This window comes from Alteromonas sp. IB21, from assembly GCF_016405965.1.
Taxonomy (GTDB): Bacteria; Pseudomonadota; Gammaproteobacteria; order Enterobacterales; family Alteromonadaceae; genus Alteromonas.
The window spans coordinates 1-25,775 of sequence record NZ_JAEFCD010000009.1; the positions used below are offsets into that span (position 1 = coordinate 1).

The following is a 25,775-nucleotide window of genomic DNA, read 5'->3' on the forward strand; positions in this document are numbered from 1 at the left end:
TGAATCGTCGTTATGTTGACACTCTTAACGAGTGCCCACACAGATTGTCTTGTCTAAATTGTTAAAGAACATTGCGACTTCGTCGCAATTCACTAGAAGCCGCTGCTTCTTAGTGGCTCACCCTGTTCGAGTGAGGTGCGCATTTTACATCGTTTATTTTCGATGTCAACCCTGTTTTTAAACTTTTTGTTTGTTTGAAAACGTGGTTTCGCGTTTGTTGCCAAGTTGACTTTGTTTTTCTCGAAGCCCCCTCAGAACGTGGAGCGCATTATAGATACCTGCTGAGAAAGATCAACACTTGAATGGGATTTTTTTGCATTTTAAGACATTTTTAGTGTTAACCGCTCATTTCTGCATCATTTCTATCGACTCAATGCATCTTTCGACTAGTTTTTTCACATTTTATTGTTCTAATTGTTACAAATGAGTAAACTGTATACAGCCTCCAACACCATAATAAACAATAGAAAGGTAGGTATATGAAAGTAGGCTTTATTCAATGCGCTGTTATTAGCGCTATTTTTGCAATTGCAGGTTACTTGTTATTTTCTTCTGCTAGTTTAAACGTTCATGTTCCACTAACCGTTTCAGCAGCTCTGCTGATTAGCGGTATCGTTACTCCATGGCTAGCGTCTCTTATTCAAAGTCCATCTTCCTCAGATGCCAGAGTACATTCTAATGAAGGATCGATAGAAACCTTATATGTAGGTAATTTGCCTTACCGTGCTAACGAAAACGCTGTGAAAGAGTACTTCAGCAGTTTTATTGAAGTACAGTCAGTTCGATTAATGAAAGATCGAAAAACGGGAAAACGAAAAGGCTACGGCTTTATCGAAGTTGTGACAGACGATCTGAATAGCGTTATCGATAAGACAAACGATTCTATCTTTCAAGAGCGCACATTAAAAGTTCGCCCAGCGAAAGACAAAGTCGATCACGAATAATTACATTCGCATATACAAAAGCCCGGTAAGCATTTTGCTCCGGGCTTTTTCATATCAAGCAGATTTAAGACTCGTTAGTTTCAGCAGATTGAGGCAGCCCGTCTAGTAAGGTCTGATTAAAAGATCGAAACCTGTTAATAGCAGAAATTAAGTCTGGTACCTGCACATCTTTCATTTCGTTTATCAGTCCAGCAATTAACGCATTGTAGTCTTCGCTACTTGCTAGCTTATTCTCTGCATTGGCAAACGTATCCATCATCTTTTCTAAATACTGGGCTACTGGACTTACCACGTTACCGTATTTGGCGTTATCGCTGTTATCTTCATTGTAGTGCTGTATGTTCTCGTATGTTTTCAGCACTTCCGTTTGTGTGGTTCTATTTAGCTGCAGTGCGTAACCCACTAATTCCTTGTCGTCAAAGCCTAAACTTAGCGCCTCTTCAAATGCCTTATCGATATCGCCACTGTAGAAAGTGTCAGCTAAGTCCTGAACTTGCCCAACCAAATCAGCTATCGAGTCCAATTCATCTTCATCAAGCTCTCCTTTTAATGAGAAACTAATACCGCTTCGTTCGTAGTATTGATAAGAAGTTTGCTGAGTATAAGACGCAGAGAAGTTAGTTCCACTTTGCTCACCATTTTCTGCGCTTGACTGTCCTTCAGATGTCTGAGCTTCAAAGTTTAGCTGCTGAGATGCCTGAAACGACCGCAAACTTTCGAAGCTAAAGCTTACTTCATCGCCATCTTTCGTTCTGATCGTCAAACTACCACTTTTCTCATCAGATGCAGCAACGGCATTTAACGACGAAAGTGTGACAGCATTAGCTTGCTCGCGACCAAAAATATCAGTCTCCAGATCGTCGATACCCGTGTCGATGAGGTCGCGGCTTTTTGTCATTCCTTGCTCGATCTCTTCATTCATAAAACCGGCTAAATCTTTTTCAGCCATAGCAAAGCCTCGACTTACGCCCTCTCTTGCTTGGCTAAATAAACCATTTAACTTCTCATCACTTGCACCACCATCGGCGGCTCCGCGAATAACACCGCCTACAAACTTGAGTACATTTCTTGCCACTTTTTCAAAGTCGAACAAACTATTCGACTTCTCATCTAAATTCTTTTCTTTGACGTCCTTTGGCTTCTGCCCGTCTATTTCCAAAGATTGGCTTAAACTCGTACTGACGATTCTCATGCCAATGCTAGTTTGACTACTAGACATGGATACCGACGCCGCTTGTTGTTTAGAAAATTCGGCCGCCTGTTGCAAACCATCTTGTTGCAATTGCTTCTTTAACGCTTCATTTGGGTTAACAGAAGCCTTCTGATCAGCTTTCTGATCGACCTTTTGCTCGTTCATGAAAGCCTTGATTTGACCCACGTTCATAATTTGATCCTCACTATCCTCTTTCATATTATCGGCAAAGAATCGATATTGTTTAATTTTAATACAGATTTTTTTCAGCTAAGGGCTCAGATTCATGCTGGGTGTATTGCAGTTATTTTATAAGGGTCTACAATTCGCGCCCTTAACTGTGAATGGAGAATTTTATGACCGCGACTGAACAACAACGCTATGAAGCTCAATTAGACGAAAAAGTAGATCGTCTCACCGCGTTGCTTTCTCCATTTAATGCGCCTGAACTTTCTGTGTTCCCGTCTCAACCAACGCACTACCGTATGCGCGCCGAGTTTAGAGTTTGGCATGAGGGAAATGACTTATTTCACATCATGTTCAATCAAGAAACGAAAGAGAAGTACCGCGTAGATAGCTTCCCCCCTGCGTGTAAAGCAATAAACGATGCCATGGCACTATTGCTTAAGGAAGTTAGACCAAACGAATCACTAAGAAAGAAGCTTTTTCAAATAGATTATCTTTCTGCGCTATCTGGTGAGCTTGTTATCAGCCTTCTATATCATCGTCAGTTAGATGAAAAATGGGAAGAGGCAGCAAGAAAGCTAAAAGCGACGCTCGAAGCTCATTTTCCGAAAGTAAACATCATTGGTCGAGCTAGAAAGCAAAAGCTTATTATCGACAACGATTTTGTTATTGAGCGTTTACCAGTAAATGGTAGGGAATTTATTTTTAAGCATATAGAAAATAGCTTCACTCAGCCAAATGCAGAAGTAAATTGCAAGATGATTGAATGGGCACTTAGCTGTGTGAAAGCATTATCAGGCGACCTATTAGAAATGTATTGTGGTGCGGGTAACTTTTCACTGCCGCTAGCACTTCATTTCGATAATGTAGTGGGAACTGAAATTGCGAAACCTTCTGTGCAAGCGGCTCAGTTTAATATTGAGCAAAATCAGCTTAACAACGTGAAGATCGTGAGATTAGCTGCTGAAGAATTTACTCAGGCCATGAAGGGTGAGCGCACATTCAGTCGTTTGGAAGGCATAGATTTAAGCACGTATAACTTCACTACGGTTTTAGTGGATCCTCCAAGAGCAGGCTTAGATGAAGATTCATTGAGAATGATTCAGGACTACGACAACATTGTTTATATCTCGTGTAACCCTGAAACCCTAGCGCAGAATCTTGAATTGCTGAGCGAAACACATGAAGTTGCAGAATCAGCGCTTTTTGATCAGTTCCCTTTTACGCATCACATTGAAGCAGGCGTTTTACTTACACGCAAAAGCTGATTTGAGTAAAATAAAAAGGCTTGCGCTAGGTTCAGTCTTATACAAGTTTTGCTAATAACCCTAGGCTAGCCTTTCTGCGTCGCGCCAACTTGCACAAAGCGAAGTTGTGCTTTTACTCTCTCACCAATTTCTCGGCGAAGTTTCTCATCTGCTTCTAGCGCCTCTGCGCCAGCACTGAATACCAGCCTTACCATAGCGTCTGCTTGAAGCTGCGCGCATGCATACTCCACGCCCTGCTGTTCAATAATATAATCGGTTAATTCGTCGATGAAATGCTGAATTTCCCTGAATACTGCTAGCCGGTAAGCAGACGATGTACCCGTGTGTTCCCTAAGAAGAAGTCTAAACACATTCGTATTGGCGGCGATGAACTCCATGAAGGTCTCAACAGACGTATGGATAACGCCGCCTCCTGAGGCAATACGACGTCTTGCCTGGCGCATAAGCTGACGCAACGCTAAACCCGCTTCATCCACCAGCGTTAGCCCCAATTCGTCCATATCTTTAAAGTGTCGGTAAAAAGACGTTGGTGCGATACCCGCTTCTCTGGCTACTTCGCGTAAGCTGATTGCCGATAAGCTGCGGTTTTCATCTAACAATGAAAACGCAGCATGAATAATGTTTTGGCGGGTTTTTAATTTCTGTTCTTGTCGACTCACATTCGCACCATTGGTTGATTAGCGTGTCACGGCATGCTGATTTTCAGCGCCTTGAAATTAACGCCCTCGTCATCTTAATAGCCATTAACGCAATCATACTTCTTACATTAAAGACTAGCGTGTGTAGTTTATCGCAACACAGGCTAATGGGGAAAGAGAAACCAAATCATCTCTTTTATAAACAAGTATTAAGCAGAAAAAATGAATAAATAAGCGCGTTCTACGTTAGGTTTACTATAATTAAGTTTTACACATGTAAGCAGAACTTATCCGGGTTTTGCTTGCCTGAAGCTCCGTAAAACGATAAATTAGCGAACAGTTGTAAGCCAAGTAGTATAAAATGAACAAACCTCCTCTTATCCTAACTAATGTGCTGGTATTCATCATATCAGGCGCAATTGCATTTATTGGTGTGCCGCTTTGGGTGGCGTACCAAGGTATCGATTGGGCAGAAATCGGTACTGCTATCTTCTTATTTTACTTCACAGGTATGTCGATCACTGCTGGGTATCACCGCTTGTGGTCACACAAAACCTATGACGCCAATGTTGTGGTGAGAGTCATTCTTGCAATAGGTGGTGCTATGGCGTTGCAAAATAGCATTTTGCATTGGTCTTCTGACCATCGTGTGCACCATCGTCATGTTGATGATAATGACAAAGATCCATACTCAGCAAAAAAAGGGCTCTGGTTCGCCCACATCGGCTGGATGCTTCGCGAGTATCAAGCTAAACGTTACGATGATTACAGCAACTGCAAAGACCTGCAAAAAGACAAAGTGGTTATGTGGCAACACAAATACTACTTGCCTATTGTCCTTGCCGCTAACTTCGGTGTTACCGCGCTATTAGGGTACCTGAATGGTGATGTGCTTGGGATGATTTTGGTAGCAGGGGTACTTCGTCTAGTGCTTGTGCATCATGTGACGTTTTTCATCAATTCTCTCGCGCATTTTTGGGGAAGTCAGCCTTACACCGATAAGAACACGGCACGAGATAATGGCGTATTAGCATTTTTCACTTTTGGTGAGGGCTATCACAACTATCATCACATTTTTGAATACGATTATCGCAACGGTATTCGCTGGTATCAATTTGATCCAACGAAATGGCTAATTAAAGGGTTGTCGTTTGTTGGGCTAACAACAAATCTTCGCAAGGTGCCAGAGGAGCGCATTGAAAAAGCACTTGCGGCGATGCAGTTGCAAAGAGCAAGTGAAAAAGTGTCTTTGTTACCTAATGCAGAAGAAATGATGCACACTATTCAAGAAGAATACGATTTATTGATGCAGCGAATGAGCGACTATTACGCCACTAAAAAACGCATAATGCGCGTTAAGCAACGTACATTAAAACGCAGTCTTGATGGGCTGGAGCTCGCGTATAAATACAAAGAGCTAAAACATGCTTTTGCTGTTCAAAAAGAAAAATGGACGCATTTACAGAGCCTGTCGCTTCAAATGGCGTAAATGTTTCTGTTCTCAGCATTGTAAAAAACCACGTAAGCCAACGCTTATGTGGTTTTTTTTGTTCTATAGTTGGAATAACACATCAAGTAAGGTAGATATATAAGAGTGAGTCAAGCTTAAATATGTAGCTTGCCCTTTTAAAAACTCAAATATTTAAGCTACAGCATTGAATTTATATGGCGGTCATTTCGATTTCAAGCGCCACTTCACACAAGTAACAATACGGGAAAGTAATATGGCAACGAAGCAAAAACCAAACGCCCAATCGTATCATTACGATGCAATTGTTATAGGTACGGGCCCTGGTGGAGAAGGTGTGGCAATGCAACTAGCCAAAGCCGGTAAAAAGGTAGCGGTAGTGGAACGTTACGAGGCAGTAGGCGGTGGCTGTACCCATTGGGGTACCATCCCATCTAAAGCGCTTCGTCATTCAGTGAGCCGACTTATTGAATATAATTCATCACCTTTGTTTGCTGACAATCACTTAAGCAAAAGCCTTACTTTTTCTGACATTATGAGCCACGCTAGCGGCGTAGTTAAAAGCCAAACTCGCCTTCGCTCATCCTTTTACGATCGAAACCGCGTAACGCTATTTCACGGCGAAGCCAGTTTTGTCGATTCCCACACTCTCGAAATAACGCGAAAAGATGGTTCTAAAGATACCGTTACCGCAGGGCAAATTGCTATCGCTACGGGATCGCGCCCCTATTGCCCCAAAGATATCGACTTTAATCACCCACGTATTTATAACTCAGATACTATTTTGTCTTTAGATCACGATCCCAAGTCCATTATCATTTATGGTGCGGGTGTTATTGGGTCTGAATATGCCAGTATATTTAGAGGTCTGGGGGTAAAAGTTGATCTTGTAAACATGCGTGATCGCTTACTGTCATTTCTCGACGACGAGATCTCTGACGCGCTTAGCTATCATTTATGGAATAACGGCGTGCTTATTCGTCACAACGAAACCTACTCTTCAGTTGAAGCCTCTGACGATTCGGTAATTTTGAATTTAGCGTCAGGCAAGCGTATGCGTGCCGATTGTTTATTATTTGCCAATGGACGTACGGGTAATACAGATACATTAAAACTCGAAAATATTGGCCTGAAAGCTGATGGCAGGGGCCAGTTGAAAGTGAATGAAAACTATCAGACTGACGTAGACAATGTATTTGCGGTTGGGGATGTGATTGGTTATCCGAGTTTAGCCTCAGCCGCTTATAACCAGGGTCGATTTGCCGCCGAAGCAATGCTGGGTATAAAAACACATTCTGCGTTGGTAGAAGACATTCCATCAGGTATTTACACCATTCCGGAAATTAGCTCAGTGGGTAAAACAGAGCAAGAGCTGACTGCCGCAAAAGTGCCCTATGAAGTAGGTCGTGCGCAGTTCAAACATCTGGCCAGAGCGCAAATTGCGTCGACCCAAACGGGTAGCCTAAAGATCTTGTTTCACCGTGAAACGAAAGAGATTTTAGGGATTCACTGCTTTGGTGAACGTGCGTCGGAAATTGTTCACATTGGACAAGCCATAATGCAACAAAAAGGCGAAGGCAATACAATAGATTACTTTGTAAATACCACCTTTAACTACCCAACAATGGCTGAGGCTTATCGTGTAGCCGCCATAAATGGCTTAAACAGAATTTTCTGACGGGCAAATAAAAAAGCCGGCGAAATTATCGCCGGCTTATATGCGTTAACTAAAAATTAGTTACGGTTCGCAGCAAGCGCATTAAGCGAGTCTTTGTGAGCTACGATATCGATGTGCATATTTTCTTGATCGAATGTCATTGTTGCAATGGCGTAGTCACCCTGACTTTCGCTTGCAATGTCGATAAGCTTTGCCTGTGCATCACGGAAACGAATGTTATTGCCGATTTTATCTGACATACATTGGTTATTCATTTCGAATGTTTTTGCATCCATGCAATCGAAAAGCTGGTTGTCACCAGATTCCGCATGCGCAATACCAAAGGCTGCTGATAGAGCTAATGTTAGTACTACTTTACGCATGTGTCTTCTCCTGTGGTACAGTCTAATACTGTTAGCATTAACGATACTGTATATACATTCGATAGTCAAACTTAGATCACATGAATATTACAGAAGTATGACAGTGAGGAATATTTGGAGATTTTTTTGAAAGCGCATGATGAATGGGTAGCGAAAGCCCAGAAATGTTCACTTTGTGCCCACGCCTTACCTCATAAACCCAATCCCATTTTCAGCACCGCTCCCTTTACTAAGATTCTAATAATCGGCCAGGCGCCTGGTTTACAAGCGCATGAGAGCGGAATTGCTTTTGATGATGCTAGCGGCGATAGATTGCGTCATTGGTTATCAGTAAATAAGGCGGTTTTTTACAATCCAAAATGCATTTCAATTTTGCCCATGGGATTCTGTTTCCCAGGCTATAAGAACGGTTCAGATGCACCTCCACGAAAAGAGTGCGCGCCTGCTTGGCATGAAAGGTTTATCGCCTTCCTACAACCTTCGATTACTATTTACGTAGGCCGTTACGCGCAACAGTTTTATTTGCCAAAGTATAAAACCCTTACAGAAGCAGTTAAAACTACTTTTACTTCGCCCGAGAGATATTTTGCTCTACCTCATCCATCAGGCAGGAATAATCGATGGTTAGCCAAGAACAAGTGGTTTGAAACTGAGAGTCTGCCTCTTTTGCAAAATGAAGTTTTTAAAGCATTGCATGGCTAGTCGTGCGATGCTAAATACGCCAGTAGCGCTTCAAACGGCATCGGCTTAGCATATAAATAGCCCTGTGCCTCGTCACACCCAAGTTTTATCATATAGCTAGCCTGCTCTCTTTTCTCCACACCTTCTGCTATCGTTAATAAGCCCAATTTATTACCTAATGTAACAATTGTTTCTGCTAGTACGGCACTGGCGCCAGGCTCAATATCCTTAACAAATGAGCGGTCTACTTTCAGCCTGTCTAAGGGAAGCTGTTGCAGATAACTCATGGAAGAAAAACCTGTTCCAAAATCGTCGATAGCAATTTTAACGCCGAACTCTTTAAGGGAGCGTAGCGCATCAATCACTATTTGAGGCTCATCCATTACAACGCTTTCGGTGATCTCTAATTCTAATAGCCTAGGATCAATATTGGGCTTAGATAGCGCTTGTTTAACTTTTTCTACGAAAAACCTATCTCGAAATTGTGGTATTGAAATGTTAACTGCAACACGAAGATGCCCGTAACCTTTTTCTCTTAGTTCTAACAGACGATTGCACGACTCTTCTAATACCCATTCGCCAATATCAACAATAAGCCCAGAATATTCAGCAAGAGGAACAAAAACTGCGGGCGAGATATATCCGCCTTCACCATCTGGCCACCGAAGCAGACCTTCCATGCCCACAACTTTTTCACTAAGTAAATCGACCTGAGGCTGGAACCACAACTCCAATTTTTTCGCCGCGAAGTCACTACGCAATCTTCGTATCATATCAAGACGCCAAGTTGTCTGGTCTTCAATATCTTTGGCGTAGTATTCGAAGTTGTCAGTGAGGTTCTTTTTCGCTCGATTTAGTGCGATATTGGTGCGCTTTAAAATTTCAAGCCCAATATTTCGCTTGCTATCCAGTTTGCAAAAGCCAACCGTCACATTAACTGGCAATGTATGATCGCCTACTTTAAAAGAAGATTGAAAAACAGCGTTAACAGCTTCAGGGCAAACATATTCGTTAGGGCCAATAAGACCAAAAACATCTGCGCCTATTCGGCCTTTCTTGACAGTTCCGTCGAATGCTGTTTGGAACCGATCACTGATTGCACGAAGTAACTCGTTACCAACTTCCTGTCCTAACCCATCGTTAATATCGGAGAAGTGATTCACATCAATGAGTGCAACACTGCAGTTTTCGCCAGCAAACAAATGCGGTTTATCCAACATATTGATAAATTCGTTGCGGTTGGGAAGACGGGTCAACCAGTCGCGGAATGCCGCATTTCTTAATTCATGGAAAAGGTTTACGTTTTCGTAACCAACGGAAATGCTAGATAAAAACACCTCTAGCAGGTTTTTATCTAATTCGCTGATTTCCTTGGTTTGTCTGACATAAACCGCGGCTTCAAAACCCGCACGACTAATATAAAGTACGGTGCAAGTTCGCTCGAATATGTGGGTTTTAATACGTAAACAGCGGCCTATATTTTCCTCTATTTCAATATTTTTAACGTCAGAAACGGGATGATTTATAAATTTCGCATATTCTCCTGCGGCACCGAGCACATATACGCCCTCATCGTCTCTATCTAACAACGCACCGGCTCTAGCGCATAATAAGCCTTCGGTATCTAGCCCTATAAGTGAGCTAATCTGAGTGACAACACCCTCGCAAAACTCTTTAACTGAATGCTCTTCAAACAAGTTTGCTGAAGAAGTTATTATCTTTTCCAACCCTGCCCTACTTTGACTAATCGTCATGATTTGCTGGTAAGAGCGAAGGGAAGAGATAATAGTGGTGAGTAATTTTGCGCGCGTCAGCTCAGTTTTCGTTTTGTAGTCATTGATATCGTAAAGTTTAATCACTTGCTCTTCGGGAGCATAGCCGGGCTGACCTGTACGCAGAATAATTCGCGGTTCAAGTAACTTCATGTCCTCACGAATATATTTAACAACATCAAATCCTGCATCGTCTGTTTCCATAACGACATCGAGTAAAATTATGGCGATGGTGTTGCCGTATTCGTGAAGAAGTTCTTTTGCCTGTTTTGCAGAATACGCATTAATGAAGTTGAGTTTACGTTCATTAACAATAAGGTCGGATAACGCAAGACGCGTTACTGTATGAATTTCTTCATCGTCGTCTACGATGAGAATATTCCAGTCCTTGCCGAGTAAAGACTGCTCTTCCGCTGGACTATCGTCATCTAAAAACACTAATTCGTCGTTTTCGTAATCCATTTCCGACATTACCGCTCATTTCCTCGATACATACAAAACAAGAATGTGCTAAGCACCGCATTTAGAGGACGTTCACATTGATAAAATATCTATGCAGTGCAATAGTGCTCTTATGGTACATGCAATGTTACATTCAATCATACACGCATTATGAAGATTACCCCCCAACACTTTTCACCAGAGGTAAAGAAACCACAGGCAACTGATAGTCAAAAGGTCAACGCCGCGACAGATCAAGCTTCAACGGAAAAGGTTTCCGGTTCGATGAAAGCAGATGCTGGCCGTCAACGCATGATTTCATGGTTCGCTAGGGTGGGTATAAGCCCTGCAATGCTTTCTTCCGATCCTAAAAAGCAAAAACATGCGCTGGAACGAAGAAAACATATTTTAGAAACCCAAAAAGCGAGTAATCTTCAAGCTGTATTAAATATAGCACTAAATGTCACAATCAACGAACAAACTAGCGAGAATCTTGACCCGGACTGGTTTTTCGCTTTTAGCTCAATGGCAGAGGAAATTTACAGCCCCCCAATGCAAGAATTATGGGGAAAAATCTTTGCTGTTGAGGTAGCACGACCAGGCAGTTTTTCTCTAAGAACCCTTCAGCTTTTAAAAACACTTACACATCGCGATGCGAAAGTTTTTAATAAAGCGGTAAATATAGCGAGTCGTCGAAACAACGATGCAGTTCCGCGCATTTTGGTCGGATATCACAGGCGTAAGGGTCTGCTTTCTTTATTTAGAAAACCCATCCCTGAGCAAATAAATTTATCTACAATTGGGCTGAGTTATCCTGATTTACTCTCTTTGCAGGAAATGAAACTGATTTATGCCAGTGAAATAGAAAGCGGTGAATACGCAGAAGGTCAGGAAGTGTCGTGGCGATGCAACAATGATTTGATGACGTTAACGTGCAAATCTTCGGGCGTAGCACTGGTTTATTATAAGTTCACCTCGGTGGGCAGCGAACTTTATAAGCTGGTGCCCAAATCGCAAAATGAAGCGTATCTCAATCAACTCAAACTGGTGTTGAATGAGGTATTTAACATTAGTTAAATACCATCACCAAATTCATGAAGACCGCATTCTCTTTTTAGCCCAAAGAAACGCGTATCTTGCTCACTCATTCCCTCTTGCAAAGACTGCGTGGTATGCCAATCGCCGATTGATACGTAGCCTTGTTCCCAAAGCGGGTGATAAGACAGCTCATTATCTTTAAGGTAGTAATGGAGGTCTTTATTGCTCCAGTCGATAATAGGGTACATTTTAAACTGTTGCCCTACTTTTTGGAGAACTGGAAGTTTGCCCCGCGTGTCTGATTGACTTCTACGTAACCCCGCATACCACGTGCCCACGTCAAGATCGTTCAAAGCACGTTGCATAGGCTCAACTTTGTTCATCTTGTTGTATTTCTCAATACCGTCGATGCCTTGTTCCCAAAGTCTGCCAAATCGCGCTTCCTGCCATGCAGATGACATACTTGCACTGTAGACATGCAAGTTTAGGTTGAGTTTTTCAACCAGTTCATCAATGAACTTGTAAGTCTCAGGGAAAAGATAGCCAGTATCCGTAAGTACAACCGGGATATCCGGTTGTACTTTAGTAAGCATATGCAGCATAACCGCCGATTGTGCTCCGAAACTCGAAGACACAATATGAGTATCAGGCAAGTTATCCAGCGCCCAAGCGACCCGCTCTTGCGCCGTCATCTGCTCTAACATTTCATTGATATCAGCCAAAGCTTCTTTGCTGATATCTAGCGTAAGTGGTCGCTGCTTTTCTGCTGTATTATTCGTCATAGAAATCCCGTGCGGAGTCTACTACTGGTTTTACAACACCAGCGCGAACAACATAATCGCCAAAGGCTTCACCTGATTCACGCTCTGTAGCCCATTGCCCCAGCAGCGTATCAAGCTCTGTCATGATTTCTTGTTCACTAATATTTTCTCGATACATACGCGGAATACGCGTACCTTCTCGATTGCCCCCCAAGTGGAGGTTATATTTACCCGGTCCTTTTCCGACCAAGCCAACTTCAGACAACATAGCGCGTCCACAACCATTTGGGCAGCCAGTGACGCGGAAGATAACGCTGTCGTTCTCCAATCCATGTTTTGCCAGCAAACCTTCTAACTCAGTTACGGCATCTGGCAAATAGCGTTCTGCTTCCGCCATCGCTAATGGGCAGGTTGGTAATGCCACACAAGCCATTGAATCTAAGCGCTGATTAGAAATTGAGGGCGCTATTAGTCCATGCTCACGCGCCAAGGCTTCTATCTTGTCTTTGTCTTGTGGCGGAACCCCAGCAATAATCAAATTCTGGTTTGCAGTTAGACGGAAATCCCCTTTGTGTATTTTTGCGATTTCCGCACAGCCCGTTTTGAGCGTTTTCCCCGGATAATCTAAAATACGCCCGTTTTCAATGAACACGGTAAGATGATACTTTCCATCAATCCCTTCTACCCAGCCGAAACGATCTCCGCGGCCGGTAAATTCGTAAGGGCGGCTCTCTTGGAACGTAACACCCGCGCGTTTTTCAACTTCCGCTTTAAAGTTTTCAACGCCTACGCGCTCAAGCGTGTATTTAGTTTTCGCGTTCTTACGATTAACACGATTCCCCCAATCACGCTGAGTTGTCACAACTGCAGCGGCAACGTCGAGCGTGTTTTCAAGCGGAATAAAACCAAAATCAGATGCCTTACGCGGGTAGGTGCTCTTGTCACCGTGGGTCATTGCAAGACCACCACCAACAAGCACGTTAAAGCCAACTAGCTGACCATTCTCTGCAATTGCAACAAAGTTAAGATCATTCGCGTGAACATCAACGTCGTTTTGCGGAGGAATAACCACTGTCGTTTTAAACTTACGCGGTAGGTAGTTATCACCCAAAATAGGCTCAACCGGCTTTTCCGTTGTTTCGACTTTTTCACCGTCTAACCAAATTTCAGCATAAGCGCGAGTTTTAGGAAGTAAGTGTTCACTTATCTTTTTAGCCCATTCAAATGCATGAAGATGTAGTTCGGATTCCACCGGGTTTGAGGTACACAGCACGTTTCGGTTTACATCACCAGCGGTTGCGATAGAGTCGATACCGACCTTGTTCAAGGTTTGGTGCATAGACTTTATTTTAGGCTTCAATACACCGTGGAACTGAAATGTTTGGCGAGTCGTTAAGCGAATGCTGCCGTACATTGTATGGTCGGCTGCAAACTTATCAATAGCTAGCCACTGGTCGGGTGTAATAACACCACCAGGCAAACGCGCGCGCAGCATTACATTGTGTAACGGTTCAAGTTTTTGTTTAGCACGCTCAGCACGAATATCGCGGTCGTCTTGCTGATACATACCGTGAAAACGGATCAACTGAAAATTGTCAGCGGTAAAACCACCCGTAAGATCGTCTTTTAGATCTGTTGTGATAGTGCCACGCAAATTATTACTTTCACGTTTTAAGCGCTCGTTGTCAGCCAGTTTGCCCTCAACGATAAATGGTGATTTTTCGTTACTCATTAATAGACATCCTTCTGATAACGTTTCGCTTTTCTCAACTCTACAACGTAGGCTTTCGCATCGGCTTCTGATTTTCCGCCGTGCTCCTGCACAATACTAATTAGGGCGTTTTCTACATCTTTCGCCATGTGCATTGCATCGCCACATACGTAAAAGTGTGCGCCCTGCTCTAGCCATTCGTACACTTCTTTTCCGTTTTCTAGTAGACGGTGTTGAACGTATACTTTTTCTTCCTGATCACGAGAGAATGCCAGCGTGATTTTGTCAAGCAGACCTTCCTTAACGTAACTTTGCCACTCAACTTGATACAGGAAATCTTGCGTGAAATGAGGGTTACCAAAAAACAACCAGTTTTTGCCTTCGGCGCCTTGTACGTCACGCTCTTGCATGAAAGCCCTAAATGGCGCAATGCCAGTACCCGGGCCAACCATAATGACGGGAGTATTAGGATCCGCCGGCAAACGGAAGTTGTCGTTGTGTTCAACAAATACTTCCACGTCGCCATTTTCTTCCAAATACTCACATAAGAAGCCTGACGCACCACCTTGATGACGATGTCCAAACGCCTCATAGTCAACGTGCGCCACGGTCAAATGTACTTCTTCTTCCACCTCTGCCTGGCTTGATGCAATAGAGTACAAACGTGGCGTTAGTGGACGTAGCGCTTCTACAAGCTGCTGCTCAGATAACTTGCCTGGATGGTCGCGCACGATATCAATGATCTGGCGTTCAGCCATGTAAGTACGAAGCTGTGCTTTATCTTCCATTAGCGTAGCTAAGGTTTCAGAGCCTGTTGCAGCCTGATATGATTTAATGAAATTTGGATAGCTTAGTGTTAATTCAAGCTTTGACGTTAACGCCTCAGTAAGCGACATTTTCGCGTCACCCACAGAAACTTCTGCGTTGCCGTCTAGTGACAAAATACCAATAAGTTCAGATACCAGTGAAGCTGCGTTTTTGAACCATACACCTAGAGCGTCGCCTGGTAGATAGGTAATACCACTGTCTTCAAGGCTTATTTCGATATGACGAATATCTTTAACGGAGTCACGACCGGTAATTTTCTGTGCGTCGATAAGCGTTGCTTTAAACGGTGCTTTTTTGGTGTAGGTTTGTGCAGCTACACCTTGCACCGCTGCGCCAGTTTGTGCCGCTACCGCTGTTTGCGGTGCTGCACTGAAATCCTCTTTTAGCGACTCAATAAGTTTATTTAGCCACGCTTCTGCTTCAGCCTCATAATCAACGTCGCAATCAAGACGCTCAATAATCGCTTTGCCACCCAGTTTACCTAGGCGCTCATCAAAATCTTTACCTGTCTGGCAGAAAAACTCGTAACTGCTATCACCTAGACCTACAACGGCGTACTTTGTACTCGCAAGTTTAGGAGCTTTCTTGCCCCCTAAAAACTCATGAAGCTCAATGGCGTCATCAGGAGCATCCCCTTCACCGTGCGTGCTCACAAACACCGCAAGGTGAGTTTCAGCCTTCAAGTTGCGAGGCTTGTAATCTGCCATGCTAACGAGCTTGCTATTAAAGCCCGCTTCTTCTGCTTTTGCCTGACATTGTGCCGCCAAACCTTTCGCGTTGCCTGTTTGAGAGCCGTACAGAATAGTTAACGTAGGAGCGTCAGTTGCAACTGCCGGCGCGCTTTGTAACGCTGGTGCAATCGAACCGCCTTGTGCGGCCGCCACGCCAGCTGCATAGCCACTTACCCAAGTTAGTTGATCACGATTTAAGCCCGCAATAGCTTGCGTAATTGCATTCCACTGCTGTTCATTTAATACCGCGCCTGGCGCTGAGTTCGAATTAGAATCTTGTGACATAGTCTTTTAGCCTTTTTTCAATGCTGCTAAGGCTAACGGCTTTCATCAAGAAGAGAAAAGAATAAAAGAGACTTTTTTATTACTGAAAGTGCTAATGGCTACATAATTTAGTAATAAGTGGTGGTAGGGTTGAGCTAAAGATACAAAAAAAGCGTGAGATGCCAACGCAACCACGCCTTTTAAATTCGCATACTGGCGTTTAGAAATGCAGCTCTAAACCAGCAAACACGCCATCAAACTCCATATCTGCGTACACATCGTCAAGGTCTTCAATATCAACCGTTACATTTCTGTAACCGACCTGTAGTGTCATATCAACCGCTAAGCTTTCAATGAAAGAGTATTGAATGGCTGCTTGATAATCACTTAGCTCATGATCATCGAATGATAAATAGCTCCCTTCAAAATACGCTGATAACCCAGTGAAAGGTAAACCAATCTGCACTTTAGAATAGGCCATTGGAACAATGCCTGAAAATTCTGCGGAGCCACTGGTATCGCTAGCGGTATCAACAACAAACAGTGCCCCATCGATATACTTGGCGTTTACACCAAGGTCGAAGCTAACTAAATCGTTATCAAACAACTCGTAATATAAAATAAAATCTGTGGCATCAAGCTCTATATCTGTATTAACCACGGTACTTTGTGTAAACAACTGATCGTCAAAAGTGAAGTTTGCATCGAGCGTTGTTGTACCTGAATTGTCTAATGTGGTGTGATTAACCTTTACGTTTGGCAAGAAAGGTACAGGATGCTCGAAGGCGATATATAGCGCCGTATTGGTTTCATCATCAAAATTAAAATCAGCGGTGTTGTTGCTGTCAGCGAAACCACCTTGCGTATCGGTTTGCCATACTTGTGCACCTACATAAACGCCCGCAATAGTGTCTGCTTGAGATGAAATGGAGAACAATGCGCATCCCAATGCGGCAGCTATAAGACCCTTTTTCATTAATTATCCTTGATTAAGAAGTTCTGAAAGTTCAATTAAAGCAGCGTTTGCGCGTGAAATATAGTTAGCCATTACAAGTGAATGATTTGCTAACATACCGAAACCGCTGCCGTTTAAAATCATTGGGCTGAAAACAGACTGCTGCGTCGCCTCCAGCTCCCGAATGATCTGCTGAAGACTGACCAATGCATTCTTATCTTCAAGCACATCATAAAATTCAATTTCTACCGCTTTTAGAAAGTGTAGCAATGCCCATGTTGCACCACGCGCCTCATAGAAATTATCGTCTAATTTCCACCAACTGGTTTTCACCACGCGCTGGCTAGCAACGGGTGACGATTGCTTAGCATTCGAATCGCCAGCTAAATCCGTATTCACTCTAGCCGATCCTACGCTGGCGCTTAGTCTTTGTGAATAGCTACCTAGACGTTTTTCTACTTGCTTTAACCACTCTCGCAAATTATCTGCACGGGTGTAAAACTGACTGTCAGAATTGCGAGTAACTGCGAGCTCATCTCTATATTTTATTAGCAGTTCAATCCCTTCTGAGTAGCTGGATTCAGAAGACGGTAATGCCCAACTTTTATGATCCATGTTGAATTTGGGATGGGCTTTAGTAAGGTAAGGGTTTTCGATAGATTGAGACTGTGAGCGGCTGAAATCTTTACGCATTGAAAGCGCAAGGTCGCGCACCATTTCTAACGCACCAAACTCCCAGGCTGGCATGTTGTCTAAAAATATACCAGGAGGAGTAATATCGTTAGAAAGATACCCACCAGGCTTATCGATTAATGTTTGAGACACATCAATCATCGTAGACGTTAACGTGTAACCGGCAATGTTCGTGGGATTTTCTACTGAAGAGTTTTGTTCAAGACGCTTCCTAATATCAAACATGTCAGGAGAAAGACTCCAGTACCATCCGATAAGCCAGAACAGTAGTACAATCACCACAGCGACAATCGCTATCCGTTTTGAGTTAATTGATTGTCTCATATAAACACCAACCTTCCTTTTAAATAACAAATAGCCGACTGCAGTCAGCTATTTGTAATTATTAATACTATGTGAAAAATGCGAAACCTTTATGACGATACTGTTATATCACCATCTTTTACTACGTTAACACAATTTAAATTTAATTATATTAGTTATAAAGTATGGTGCATGTTTCGCTCATTTTGCTGCTTATACGCTGCAGAGTTTCTGTTTTTCAGTGCATATAGCGCGATAACGATGAGTATAATTGGCCAAAAAGCACTAACGCCCATAACCAGAAGCGCTAAGAATCCAGCACCCAGTGCAAGTAGAATTGTACCAATTACACTGACAGCAACCACGAAACCTACAATGGCGAGTGCCACACCGATTAAAGATAATACCGCTACATTTTCCCAGGGGCTTAATAGTTCATCCGACATAATTAAGTGCATACCCAACCAGCTATCCACTAAACTACCAAGGCAGTTCACCAGCACGATGGCTATCACCAGTGCAATTAGAAAGTTTTTCATTACACTAATCTCGGCAACAAAATAACTGCGGCGACATAGGCCACCAGCGTAATAGGTGTAGCGATGAATAAACCCGCTACCGCTGCCGCTCTCACCCATACTGCATCTATATCAAAATAACGTGCAACGCCTGCACACACACCAGAAATGATTCCAGAATCAAGGTCTCTGTAAATTCGTTTTTGCGATGGTAATTTCATCATCTTCTCCAAAATAGTAGCTTTCGATGTTCACAATATGGGCGAGGGCTATTCGAGGTCGCTTAAGCGACCTTCTTCCTTTTAAGCTCTGCAAGTTCTTTCTCAATGGCCTCATCTGCTTCCATTGCGTCAAACTCGGCTTGTAGTGATGCAGCTTCCGTGGACTTGGTCAAATCATATGAATCAACCTGTGCTTCCAAATGCTCAATACGCTGCTCGTAGCTTTCAAAACGCATCATTGCATCATCAATTTTGCCTTCATGGTCAGCTTGCTTAACTTTAAGACGGGTTTGCGCTGAGTGCTTGCGCTGAACTAACGTCTTTTGTTTCGCTTTTGCTTCCGCTAACTTACTGTTCAAGCGAGCAGTGTCGCCTTGAATCTTTTCTATACTTTCGGCAAGGTGCGCTTCCTGCTCTTCAAGAGAGGCAAGTTTAGACACATATTTTTGCTTCTCTATCAGAGCCGCTTTTGCTAATGACTCTTTATCATTGTTCATGGCGATTTGCGCTTTGTGCTGCCAACCTTCAATCTCTTTGTTTGCAGCAGCTATGTGACGCGCTAACGTTTTGCATTGTGCAATGAAGCGAGCAGCATCGGTACGAACCTCTACTAATGTTTCTTCCATCTCCTGGATAATCAAGCGAATGATTTTTTCTGGATCTTCAGCTTTATCTAATATCGAATTGATGTTTGCTTGGACGATGTCGTTAATACGTGAAAACATACCCATGATTATTTCTCCGTTAAAAATAGTGTGTTGGTTTCCAGCGCTCTTTCTGACAAACTCGCTGCTGGTTACCGCTGACTCAGTTCTTATCAACACTTTAACTATTACAATCACTGTGCCATTTATTTAACTTACTGTTTTATATAATCTTATTAAGAATTCATCATGAATTGATTTTTATTCGATTTAGCTGAATACAATTTATTAGTGAATTTAACCAACGTATTTGTAAAATCGACCACTTGTAAAAAAACTCCCGTTGAGGGGAGTTTTTTGTTAATACAGACACAAAAAAAGCGCCTACTGGCGCTTTTTGAAGCTCTTATTTATTTAGTCTGCATCTTTCTCAGAAGCGTCTTCATCAGACGGTGTACTAACGACCAGGTCAGTCACGCTGACCTTCGCGTTCGAGCGGGCTTCTGTGGGGCTTAACTCAAAATGATAGGCCGCATTTGCCACCGCTTGATAAACATCAGCTTTTAATTCATAAGTCGTGGTAGCTACTACATTTGAAACCATGTTCGTAACGAACGATTGAAGCACTGACTCCTCTGCATTTGCTACGCTGCTTGTCATGCTTGCTGTCAAAATGGTTGCTGCAATAAGTGAAGTTTTCATATTGTCCCTCTAAATTTAGTCAGTGCAACAACACGCTGTTGTTGCGATAGTTAGAGGATTGCGAGAGCTGTGCCAACTCCCAAAATAACAAACAAACCCATGATTTATAAAAACTTTACTCAACATCACAGGTTTGAGCGAACTGTAATGGGGCTGAACAAATATTAAACTTTAGTCAAACAGACTAATTTGTTAGTCTTTTTGACTATTGTATTCATGCACTTCCCGTTGCGCATTTTCTACAGCGTCTAATGCATTGAGTAGTAGGTTAGGATCAGGATTTTTACCCGTACCATTTTGGCTTAAGTATCTACGCCATATACGCCCACCCGCTTGGCCCTGATAAAGTCCCAAAATGTGACGGGCTGCATGCCACGGTTTAAAGTAAGGGTCTTCTTGGCGTTCAATATACTGCTGCATTTGAAGTACTATCTCACGACGAGACAAACTCTGTGCATTGCTATCATTGAATATGCTTTTATCGACGGTAGACATAATGTACGGGTTGCCATAAACCTCACGCCCTACCATAACACCATCTACGCTTTCCAACTGCTGTAGGGTTTCAGCGATTGTTTTAATGCCACCATTAATACTAATCGATAATTCAGGGCGGGCTTGTTTAAGGCGGTGCACGCGCGGATAGTTTAAAGGCGGAATTTCGCGGTTTTCTTTCGGACTTAACCCTTGCAACCAGGCTTTTCGTGCGTGAACAATGAATGTATCACAGCCAGCGTCGGCGACCGTATCGATGAAGCGGGCAAAGTCTTCATCTTCGTCCATGTCATCGATGCCAATTCGACATTTTACTGTTACAGGAATATCAACAACAGACTGCATAGCTTTAACACAGCTTGCTACCACTTCAGGTTGCGCCATCAGGCAAGCGCCAAAGCTGCCGTTTTTTACCCTATCACTTGGACAGCCCACGTTAATGTTTACTTCATCGTAGCCGCGCTCTTGAGATAACTCTGCGCACTTGGCCATGTCAGACGGATCGCTTCCACCAAGCTGTACGGCAATTGGGTGCTCTTCTTGGTTGTACCCTAAATAATCACCTTTACCGTAAATGATTGCACCTGTTGTTACCATTTCTGTGTAAAGCAGCGTATGTTTAGACATTAGACGCAGGAAATAGCGGCAATGGCGGTCTGTCCAATCTAGCATAGGAGCGACAGAGAATTTACGATTGAAAGAGATGTCAGACATAGGACATTAAAACCTTGATTAATATGTAAAAAAGTAAATCTCATCGCATTTTTACCGATTTCAAAATTAGTGACATTTCCGTGGTATTCCGTCGATTTTTCCTTTTCAGGAACACAATAGGAATACAAAAATATGGCGTTTTACTCAATCAACAAGCGGCTTCGCGGAGAAAGAACCGCACATTGTACTTCTGTAAGGCAGAAAAACAAAGGCAAGATAGTTTTCTCCAAGTCTAAAACATTCACTTCACGCTCCTTGATGATTGCAAGGTTTACATGAACCCAAATGAGCGCCTTCTTTTCCGCCTTCTTATAGCGGTATGGACGCAAGATGAGAAAGACAATGCAGCATTAAAATACATTAAAACTGTCAAACCATCATCTGTAAACACCGCTCCCCCACAAAACAATTGACCACAAAACTTAATCGATTAAGTCTTAATTAAATAAAGTAAAATTTATTAACAATCACCTAAATTAATGCATTAAACCTTATTTATTAATAAGATTTTTTATACGAAAAAACTTTTATTTATCATACTTTAAACATCTAAATAAGTTATATTAACCTTACGTTAAAATGCATTCTAACCATTGTTTTATATGACATTTTAATATTTTTTCATTTCTTGCAACGCCGAAGGAATTGCGAAATAAGATAAAAAATTCTTCCTATAAAGAATCAATAAATTTAGTTTTATATTTTTTATAAAAAACTCTAAATAATCAATTATTACAAGGCTTTGCATTTTAATTTAACTTAATCGTTTAAGTTACATTATACTTTAGTATAAACTCCTCCTGTTTTCGCATGTGATTCGAGCACTATTTGTTCGTATTTCAGGGCTAAATGCAGACAGTAATCGAAGCCCTTTGCGTCAACAGATTTTCGCTTTAAAAGTCTTATGAATATAAGAGAAGACAACGGTTGTGTTGTCGAGAATAAGTGAAGTCGTTCAGCGTAAAAGGGGGCGATAAAGCCTGCGCATATCCCATTCAGAAAGCACACATTAATCCAGGAGAATGACATTGACGAATCGTAAAATAAGTAAAACGGCCCTTTCAGTTCTAGGGGTGGTTATGGGTATAGCGACGGCTGCTGTTGCCGATCCTTATCTACAACCAGGGCCTGAGCCAACACTGCACACGCAAGAAGCATTTCCACCGAAGAGCAACTTCACTGCCAAATGGACCCGTGCTGACGCACGTCAGATAAAACGCATGTCTGACCCGACGGCTGGCTCACGTCAGAATTCAATGCCTGCACAATACACCATGCCTGAGATCCCACAGAACTTCCCCGACATGTCGAACGAGCAGGTCTGGGTATGGGATTCTTGGCCTCTTACTGACGCCGACGCAAATCAGTACAGTGTGAACGGCCAGGAAATCATTTTTTCGCTGGTTGCCGACCGAAATCTAGGCTTTGACGATCGCCACGTTTTCGCAAAGATTGGTTACTTCTACCGTCCGGCGGGTATCCCTGCTGAACAGCGTCCCAAAGACGGTGGTTGGACCTATGGCGGCCTCGTGTTTGATGAAGGTGTGACCGGAGAAATCTTTGAAGACCAGTCGTACAGTCATCAGACTCAGTGGTCCGGTTCAGCGCGTATTTTCCCAAGTGGCGAGGTTAAGTTGTTCTTCACTGACGTTGCCTTTTACCGTGACCCAAATGGCGGCCCAGACATCAAGCCTTACGACTCTAGACTTGCGCTAAGCGTAGGCCGTGTACATGCGAATAAAAATGGTGTGCGGTTCACCGGCTTCAATGAGGTTAAGTCTCTGCTTGAGGCTGACGGCACTTACTATCAGAATGCTGAGCAAAACCCATACTATAACTTCCGCGACCCGTTTACCTTTGAAGATCCTGCACATCCAGGCGAGACCTATATGGTATTTGAGGGTAACTCGGCGATGGATCGTGCAACTGCTCAATGTGACGCGGAAGACCTTGGCTACCGTGATGGCGACCCTTATGCCGAGACAGTAACCCAGGTCAATGCATCAGGGGCCCCCTTTCAGATCGGTAACGTTGGTCTAGCAATAGCAACTAACGACGACCTGACCGAGTGGGAGTTCCTGCCACCGATTCTGTCTGCGAACTGTGTTACAGACCAGACCGAACGTCCGCAGATCTACCAACAGGATGGTAAATACTACCTATTCACTATCAGCCACAGCACTACTTATGCAGCAGGTATCACTGGCCCTGAAGGCGTGTACGGTTTTGTTGGCAATGGTATCCGTAGCGATTATCAGCCAATGAATCAGGGGGCTGGGTTGGTACTTGGTAACCCGACGAACCTTAACTATTGGCCAGGCACCCCGTTTGCGCCAGACTACAACCAGCATCCTGGTCAATTCCAATCGTACTCACACTACGTGATGCCCGGTGGTTTAATCCAGTCGTTCATTGACACTATCGGCACCAAAGAAGACTTCCGTCGTGGCGGCACGCTTGCACCTACGGTCAGAATCGAAATTGATGGCGATTCGTCAACAGTAGATTATTCCTACGGCGTTGACGGTTATGGACTGGGTGGCTGGGCTGATATCCCAGCAAACCTCAATGTTAATTCTGGCGGGCAGATCAAGCCACTTAAGAAATAGCATCCGTAAATTAGGCTAACCAGCCCTTACCAGGGGAGGAACGGCGGCAATAGGCCGCTGTATCCTCTCCTATTTTTTGTTCATGACGACACTCCGATAAGGAGAATGATGAATCATCGTTCTATTTCAATGTTTATCAATAGTAGGCATATCGCAATGTATACGCTGGCCGTAATTATCTGTTCAGCAGCCGCGTTGGTCGTCGTCTACAGTTCTAAAACTGCAGCGGACTCCAACTTATTGTCACCAATATCTGCAAAATCGTCTACATTTCAGCGCCCGCAGGATTGGGCTCCTTATCGACCCGCCGTGCATCTAACACCGGCTAAACACTGGATGAACGACCCCCAGCGCCCGATTATGATTGACGGCGTCTGGCACTATTATTACCTCTACAATGCCGATTATCCCGAAGGAAACGGTACTGAGTGGTACCACACAACTTCAACGGATCTTGTACACTGGCAGGATCATGGCGTTGCGATCGACAAGTACAAAAATGGCCTTGGCGATATCGAGACCGGTAGCGCGGTAATTGACGTTAACAACACTGCTGGATTCGGTGCTGGCGCTGTCATCGCTATCATGACTCAACAGCATGAGGGCGTGCAGCGCCAGTCTCTTTTCGTATCTACCGACGGTGGCTATCGTTTTAAAGCATTTAATGGCAACCCTGTTATGGATAACCCCGGTGCTGAGCATTGGCGCGATCCTAAAATTGTATGGGATGACACTCGTAACGAATGGCTGATGGTGCTAGCCGAGGGTCACAAAATTGGCTTTTATACGTCACCTGATTTAAAGCATTGGGCCTATCAGTCTGGTTTTGAGCGCAATGATCTCGGGATTTTGGAGTGTCCTGATTTATTCCGTATGTCGCTTGATGGTAACCCTGCAAAAACACGTTGGGTTTTAGCAACCGGTGCGAATGGCTTCAAAAAAGGCAAGACCACGGGAACGCTTTACTGGACTGGTGATTGGGACGGAGAGCACTTCGCTGCTGATAGTGAAGACCCCCAATGGCTAGACGCTGGCGCAGACTTTTACGCCGCAGTGACGTGGGACGACCCCCGTCAAACCAACACAAAACGACTTGATTCCCGCTTTGCTATCGGCTGGCTCAATAATTGGGCTTACGCCACAAGTCTGCCGACAGATGAATGGCATGGTGGGGTTAACTCAATCGTTCGTCGTATCAGTCTGCAGTCGGTTGATGGTAAGCCTCAGCTTGTTTCGCAGCCAATTGGTGCACTCGATAAGCTAGAAGGTGCCGAAGAGAGGCGTTCTGATGTAAAGGTAACGACAGCATCGACGGTGACACTTCCTCAGACAACAACCGATGCCTATCGACTTAGGGTTGAGCTTGACCCAGCGTCAAACGCCAAAGAGGTACGGTTCCGACTTAAGGAAAAGGGTGAGCACTTTGTTATCGTTGGATACAACTTTTCGGACAGCACTGTTTTTGTTAAACGTGAAAAGGATGCTATCGCCGAGGCGATGCCTGAGGTTTACCGCCAGGTTACGAAGTCCATGGTAAAAGCGCGTAATGGCATTGTTAAACTGGATATCATTGTTGATACAACCTCCATCGAAGTGTTTGTGAATGACGGCGAAACTGTACTTTCAAACCTCGTATTTGCTCCCGTTGGCGCGAATGGCCTTACGGTCGAGTCAATTGGAGGAAACACGGATATACGCAGTTTCCGTTTAACCCCTCTTAAGGTCGCGCCGGTCAAGCGTCGTGATGTTGATGCACAGTAGGGGTTTATACTCGGGCCTATTTAATAATCAGAGCATTCTACTGACAGGCCCCACCCGCAATACGAGTCACGAAGATTTGAGTTTGAGAAGATACTATAGTAGTACGTGTCAGACCAAGTTAGCATCATAAACCCACCGCAGCTTGTACCCCTTTTTTGCACAAGCTAAACGAGGAGACCGCACAGAAAGGCTAATAA

At 43.5% G+C, this 25,775-nt stretch carries 22 protein-coding genes; 8 read left to right on the forward strand and 14 right to left on the reverse strand.

What is annotated here, in order from left to right:
- Window positions 1–479 precede the first annotated feature (479 nt).
- Window positions 480–944, forward strand: coding sequence for an RNA recognition motif domain-containing protein (locus JC525_RS07885; protein ID WP_198815333.1), 465 nt, complete (start codon window positions 480–482; stop codon window positions 942–944).
- A gap of 64 nt (window positions 945–1,008) precedes the next feature.
- Here JC525_RS07885 and JC525_RS07890 read toward each other — a convergent pair whose 3' ends face one another.
- Complete coding sequence (locus JC525_RS07890; RefSeq protein WP_198815334.1) at window positions 1,009–2,328, reverse strand: DUF5610 domain-containing protein; 1,320 nt, start codon at window positions 2,326–2,328, stop codon at window positions 1,009–1,011.
- Window positions 2,329–2,492: 164 nt separating this feature from the next.
- Here JC525_RS07890 and trmA point away from each other — a divergent pair, with 164 nt between their 5' ends.
- Entirely contained in the window at window positions 2,493–3,590 is a 1,098-nt protein-coding gene (gene trmA, locus JC525_RS07895) for a tRNA (uridine(54)-C5)-methyltransferase TrmA (protein WP_198815335.1), read from the forward strand.
- A gap of 65 nt (window positions 3,591–3,655) precedes the next feature.
- Here trmA and fabR read toward each other — a convergent pair whose 3' ends face one another.
- Window positions 3,656–4,249: an HTH-type transcriptional repressor FabR gene (gene fabR, locus JC525_RS07900; protein WP_198815336.1), complete on the reverse strand. Its 594-nt coding sequence runs from the start codon at window positions 4,247–4,249 to the stop codon at window positions 3,656–3,658.
- Window positions 4,250–4,589: 340 nt separating this feature from the next.
- On the opposite strand from fabR, the gene JC525_RS07905 reads away from it, so the two are divergent.
- Complete coding sequence (locus tag JC525_RS07905; protein WP_198815337.1) at window positions 4,590–5,717, forward strand: acyl-CoA desaturase; 1,128 nt, start codon at window positions 4,590–4,592, stop codon at window positions 5,715–5,717.
- A gap of 235 nt (window positions 5,718–5,952) precedes the next feature.
- The gene (sthA, locus tag JC525_RS07910) at window positions 5,953–7,374 is read left to right on the forward strand and encodes a Si-specific NAD(P)(+) transhydrogenase (RefSeq protein ID WP_198815338.1); all 1,422 of its coding nucleotides are present in this window, start codon (window positions 5,953–5,955) and stop codon (window positions 7,372–7,374) included.
- Between the two features lie 56 nt (window positions 7,375–7,430).
- On the opposite strand, the gene JC525_RS07915 is transcribed toward sthA, so the two are convergent.
- Window positions 7,431–7,736 (reverse strand): hypothetical protein, encoded by a 306-nt coding sequence (locus JC525_RS07915; protein ID WP_014999558.1) that lies wholly within the window; start codon window positions 7,734–7,736, stop codon window positions 7,431–7,433.
- A gap of 126 nt (window positions 7,737–7,862) precedes the next feature.
- Here JC525_RS07915 and JC525_RS07920 point away from each other — a divergent pair, with 126 nt between their 5' ends.
- Window positions 7,863–8,438, forward strand: coding sequence for a uracil-DNA glycosylase family protein (locus JC525_RS07920; protein WP_442859531.1), 576 nt, complete (start codon window positions 7,863–7,865; stop codon window positions 8,436–8,438).
- Here JC525_RS07920 and JC525_RS07925 read toward each other — a convergent pair.
- A complete protein-coding gene (locus JC525_RS07925; protein WP_198815340.1) occupies window positions 8,435–10,660 on the reverse strand; it encodes a bifunctional diguanylate cyclase/phosphodiesterase in 2,226 nt (741 codons plus the stop codon). The genes JC525_RS07920 and JC525_RS07925 overlap by 4 nt on opposite strands.
- Before the next feature lie 141 nt (window positions 10,661–10,801).
- Here JC525_RS07925 and JC525_RS07930 point away from each other — a divergent pair, with 141 nt between their 5' ends.
- Entirely contained in the window at window positions 10,802–11,707 is a 906-nt protein-coding gene (locus tag JC525_RS07930; protein ID WP_198815341.1) for a TIGR03899 family protein, read from the forward strand.
- Here the strand turns inward: JC525_RS07930 and JC525_RS07935 are convergent.
- The 10 genes from JC525_RS07935 to dusA form a co-directional block, all read right to left on the reverse strand.
- Window positions 11,704–12,450 (reverse strand): phosphoadenylyl-sulfate reductase, encoded by a 747-nt coding sequence (locus JC525_RS07935; protein ID WP_198815342.1) that lies wholly within the window; start codon window positions 12,448–12,450, stop codon window positions 11,704–11,706. The two genes, JC525_RS07930 and JC525_RS07935, sit on opposite strands and share 4 nt — an antisense overlap.
- A complete protein-coding gene (gene cysI / locus JC525_RS07940) occupies window positions 12,440–14,161 on the reverse strand; it encodes an assimilatory sulfite reductase (NADPH) hemoprotein subunit (RefSeq protein WP_198815343.1) in 1,722 nt (573 codons plus the stop codon). Before cysI ends, JC525_RS07935 begins: the two co-directional genes overlap by 11 nt.
- Window positions 14,161–15,984 carry an assimilatory sulfite reductase (NADPH) flavoprotein subunit gene (locus tag JC525_RS07945; RefSeq protein ID WP_198815344.1) on the reverse strand — a complete coding sequence of 608 codons (1,824 nt, stop codon included), beginning with the start codon at window positions 15,982–15,984 and terminating at the stop codon, window positions 14,161–14,163. The genes cysI and JC525_RS07945 overlap by 1 nt, the downstream gene beginning before the upstream one ends.
- Window positions 15,985–16,183: 199 nt before the next feature.
- On the reverse strand, window positions 16,184–16,939 hold the full coding sequence (locus tag JC525_RS07950; RefSeq protein ID WP_198815345.1) for a TIGR04219 family outer membrane beta-barrel protein: 756 nt from the start codon (window positions 16,937–16,939) through the stop codon (window positions 16,184–16,186).
- A 3-nt stretch (window positions 16,940–16,942) separates the two neighbouring features.
- On the reverse strand, window positions 16,943–17,935 hold the full coding sequence (locus JC525_RS07955) for a DUF2333 family protein (protein ID WP_198815346.1): 993 nt from the start codon (window positions 17,933–17,935) through the stop codon (window positions 16,943–16,945).
- Window positions 17,936–18,090: 155 nt separating this feature from the next.
- A complete protein-coding gene (locus tag JC525_RS07960) occupies window positions 18,091–18,453 on the reverse strand; it encodes a hypothetical protein (RefSeq protein WP_105930328.1) in 363 nt (120 codons plus the stop codon).
- Entirely contained in the window at window positions 18,453–18,653 is a 201-nt protein-coding gene (locus JC525_RS07965; RefSeq protein ID WP_105930440.1) for a PspC domain-containing protein, read from the reverse strand. Before JC525_RS07965 ends, JC525_RS07960 begins: the two co-directional genes overlap by 1 nt.
- Before the next feature lie 62 nt (window positions 18,654–18,715).
- Entirely contained in the window at window positions 18,716–19,384 is a 669-nt protein-coding gene (gene pspA, locus JC525_RS07970) for a phage shock protein PspA (RefSeq protein ID WP_198815347.1), read from the reverse strand.
- Window positions 19,385–19,711: 327 nt separating this feature from the next.
- Entirely contained in the window at window positions 19,712–19,999 is a 288-nt protein-coding gene (locus JC525_RS07975; protein WP_198815348.1) for a hypothetical protein, read from the reverse strand.
- Between the two features lie 192 nt (window positions 20,000–20,191).
- Window positions 20,192–21,208 carry a tRNA dihydrouridine(20/20a) synthase DusA gene (gene dusA, locus JC525_RS07980; RefSeq protein WP_198815349.1) on the reverse strand — a complete coding sequence of 339 codons (1,017 nt, stop codon included), beginning with the start codon at window positions 21,206–21,208 and terminating at the stop codon, window positions 20,192–20,194.
- Between the two features lie 1,028 nt (window positions 21,209–22,236).
- Here dusA and JC525_RS07985 point away from each other — a divergent pair.
- Entirely contained in the window at window positions 22,237–23,817 is a 1,581-nt protein-coding gene (locus JC525_RS07985) for a glycoside hydrolase family 68 protein (RefSeq protein ID WP_233095063.1), read from the forward strand.
- A gap of 105 nt (window positions 23,818–23,922) precedes the next feature.
- On the forward strand, window positions 23,923–25,578 hold the full coding sequence (locus JC525_RS07990) for a glycoside hydrolase family 32 protein (protein ID WP_198815350.1): 1,656 nt from the start codon (window positions 23,923–23,925) through the stop codon (window positions 25,576–25,578).
- Window positions 25,579–25,775 lie beyond the last annotated feature (197 nt).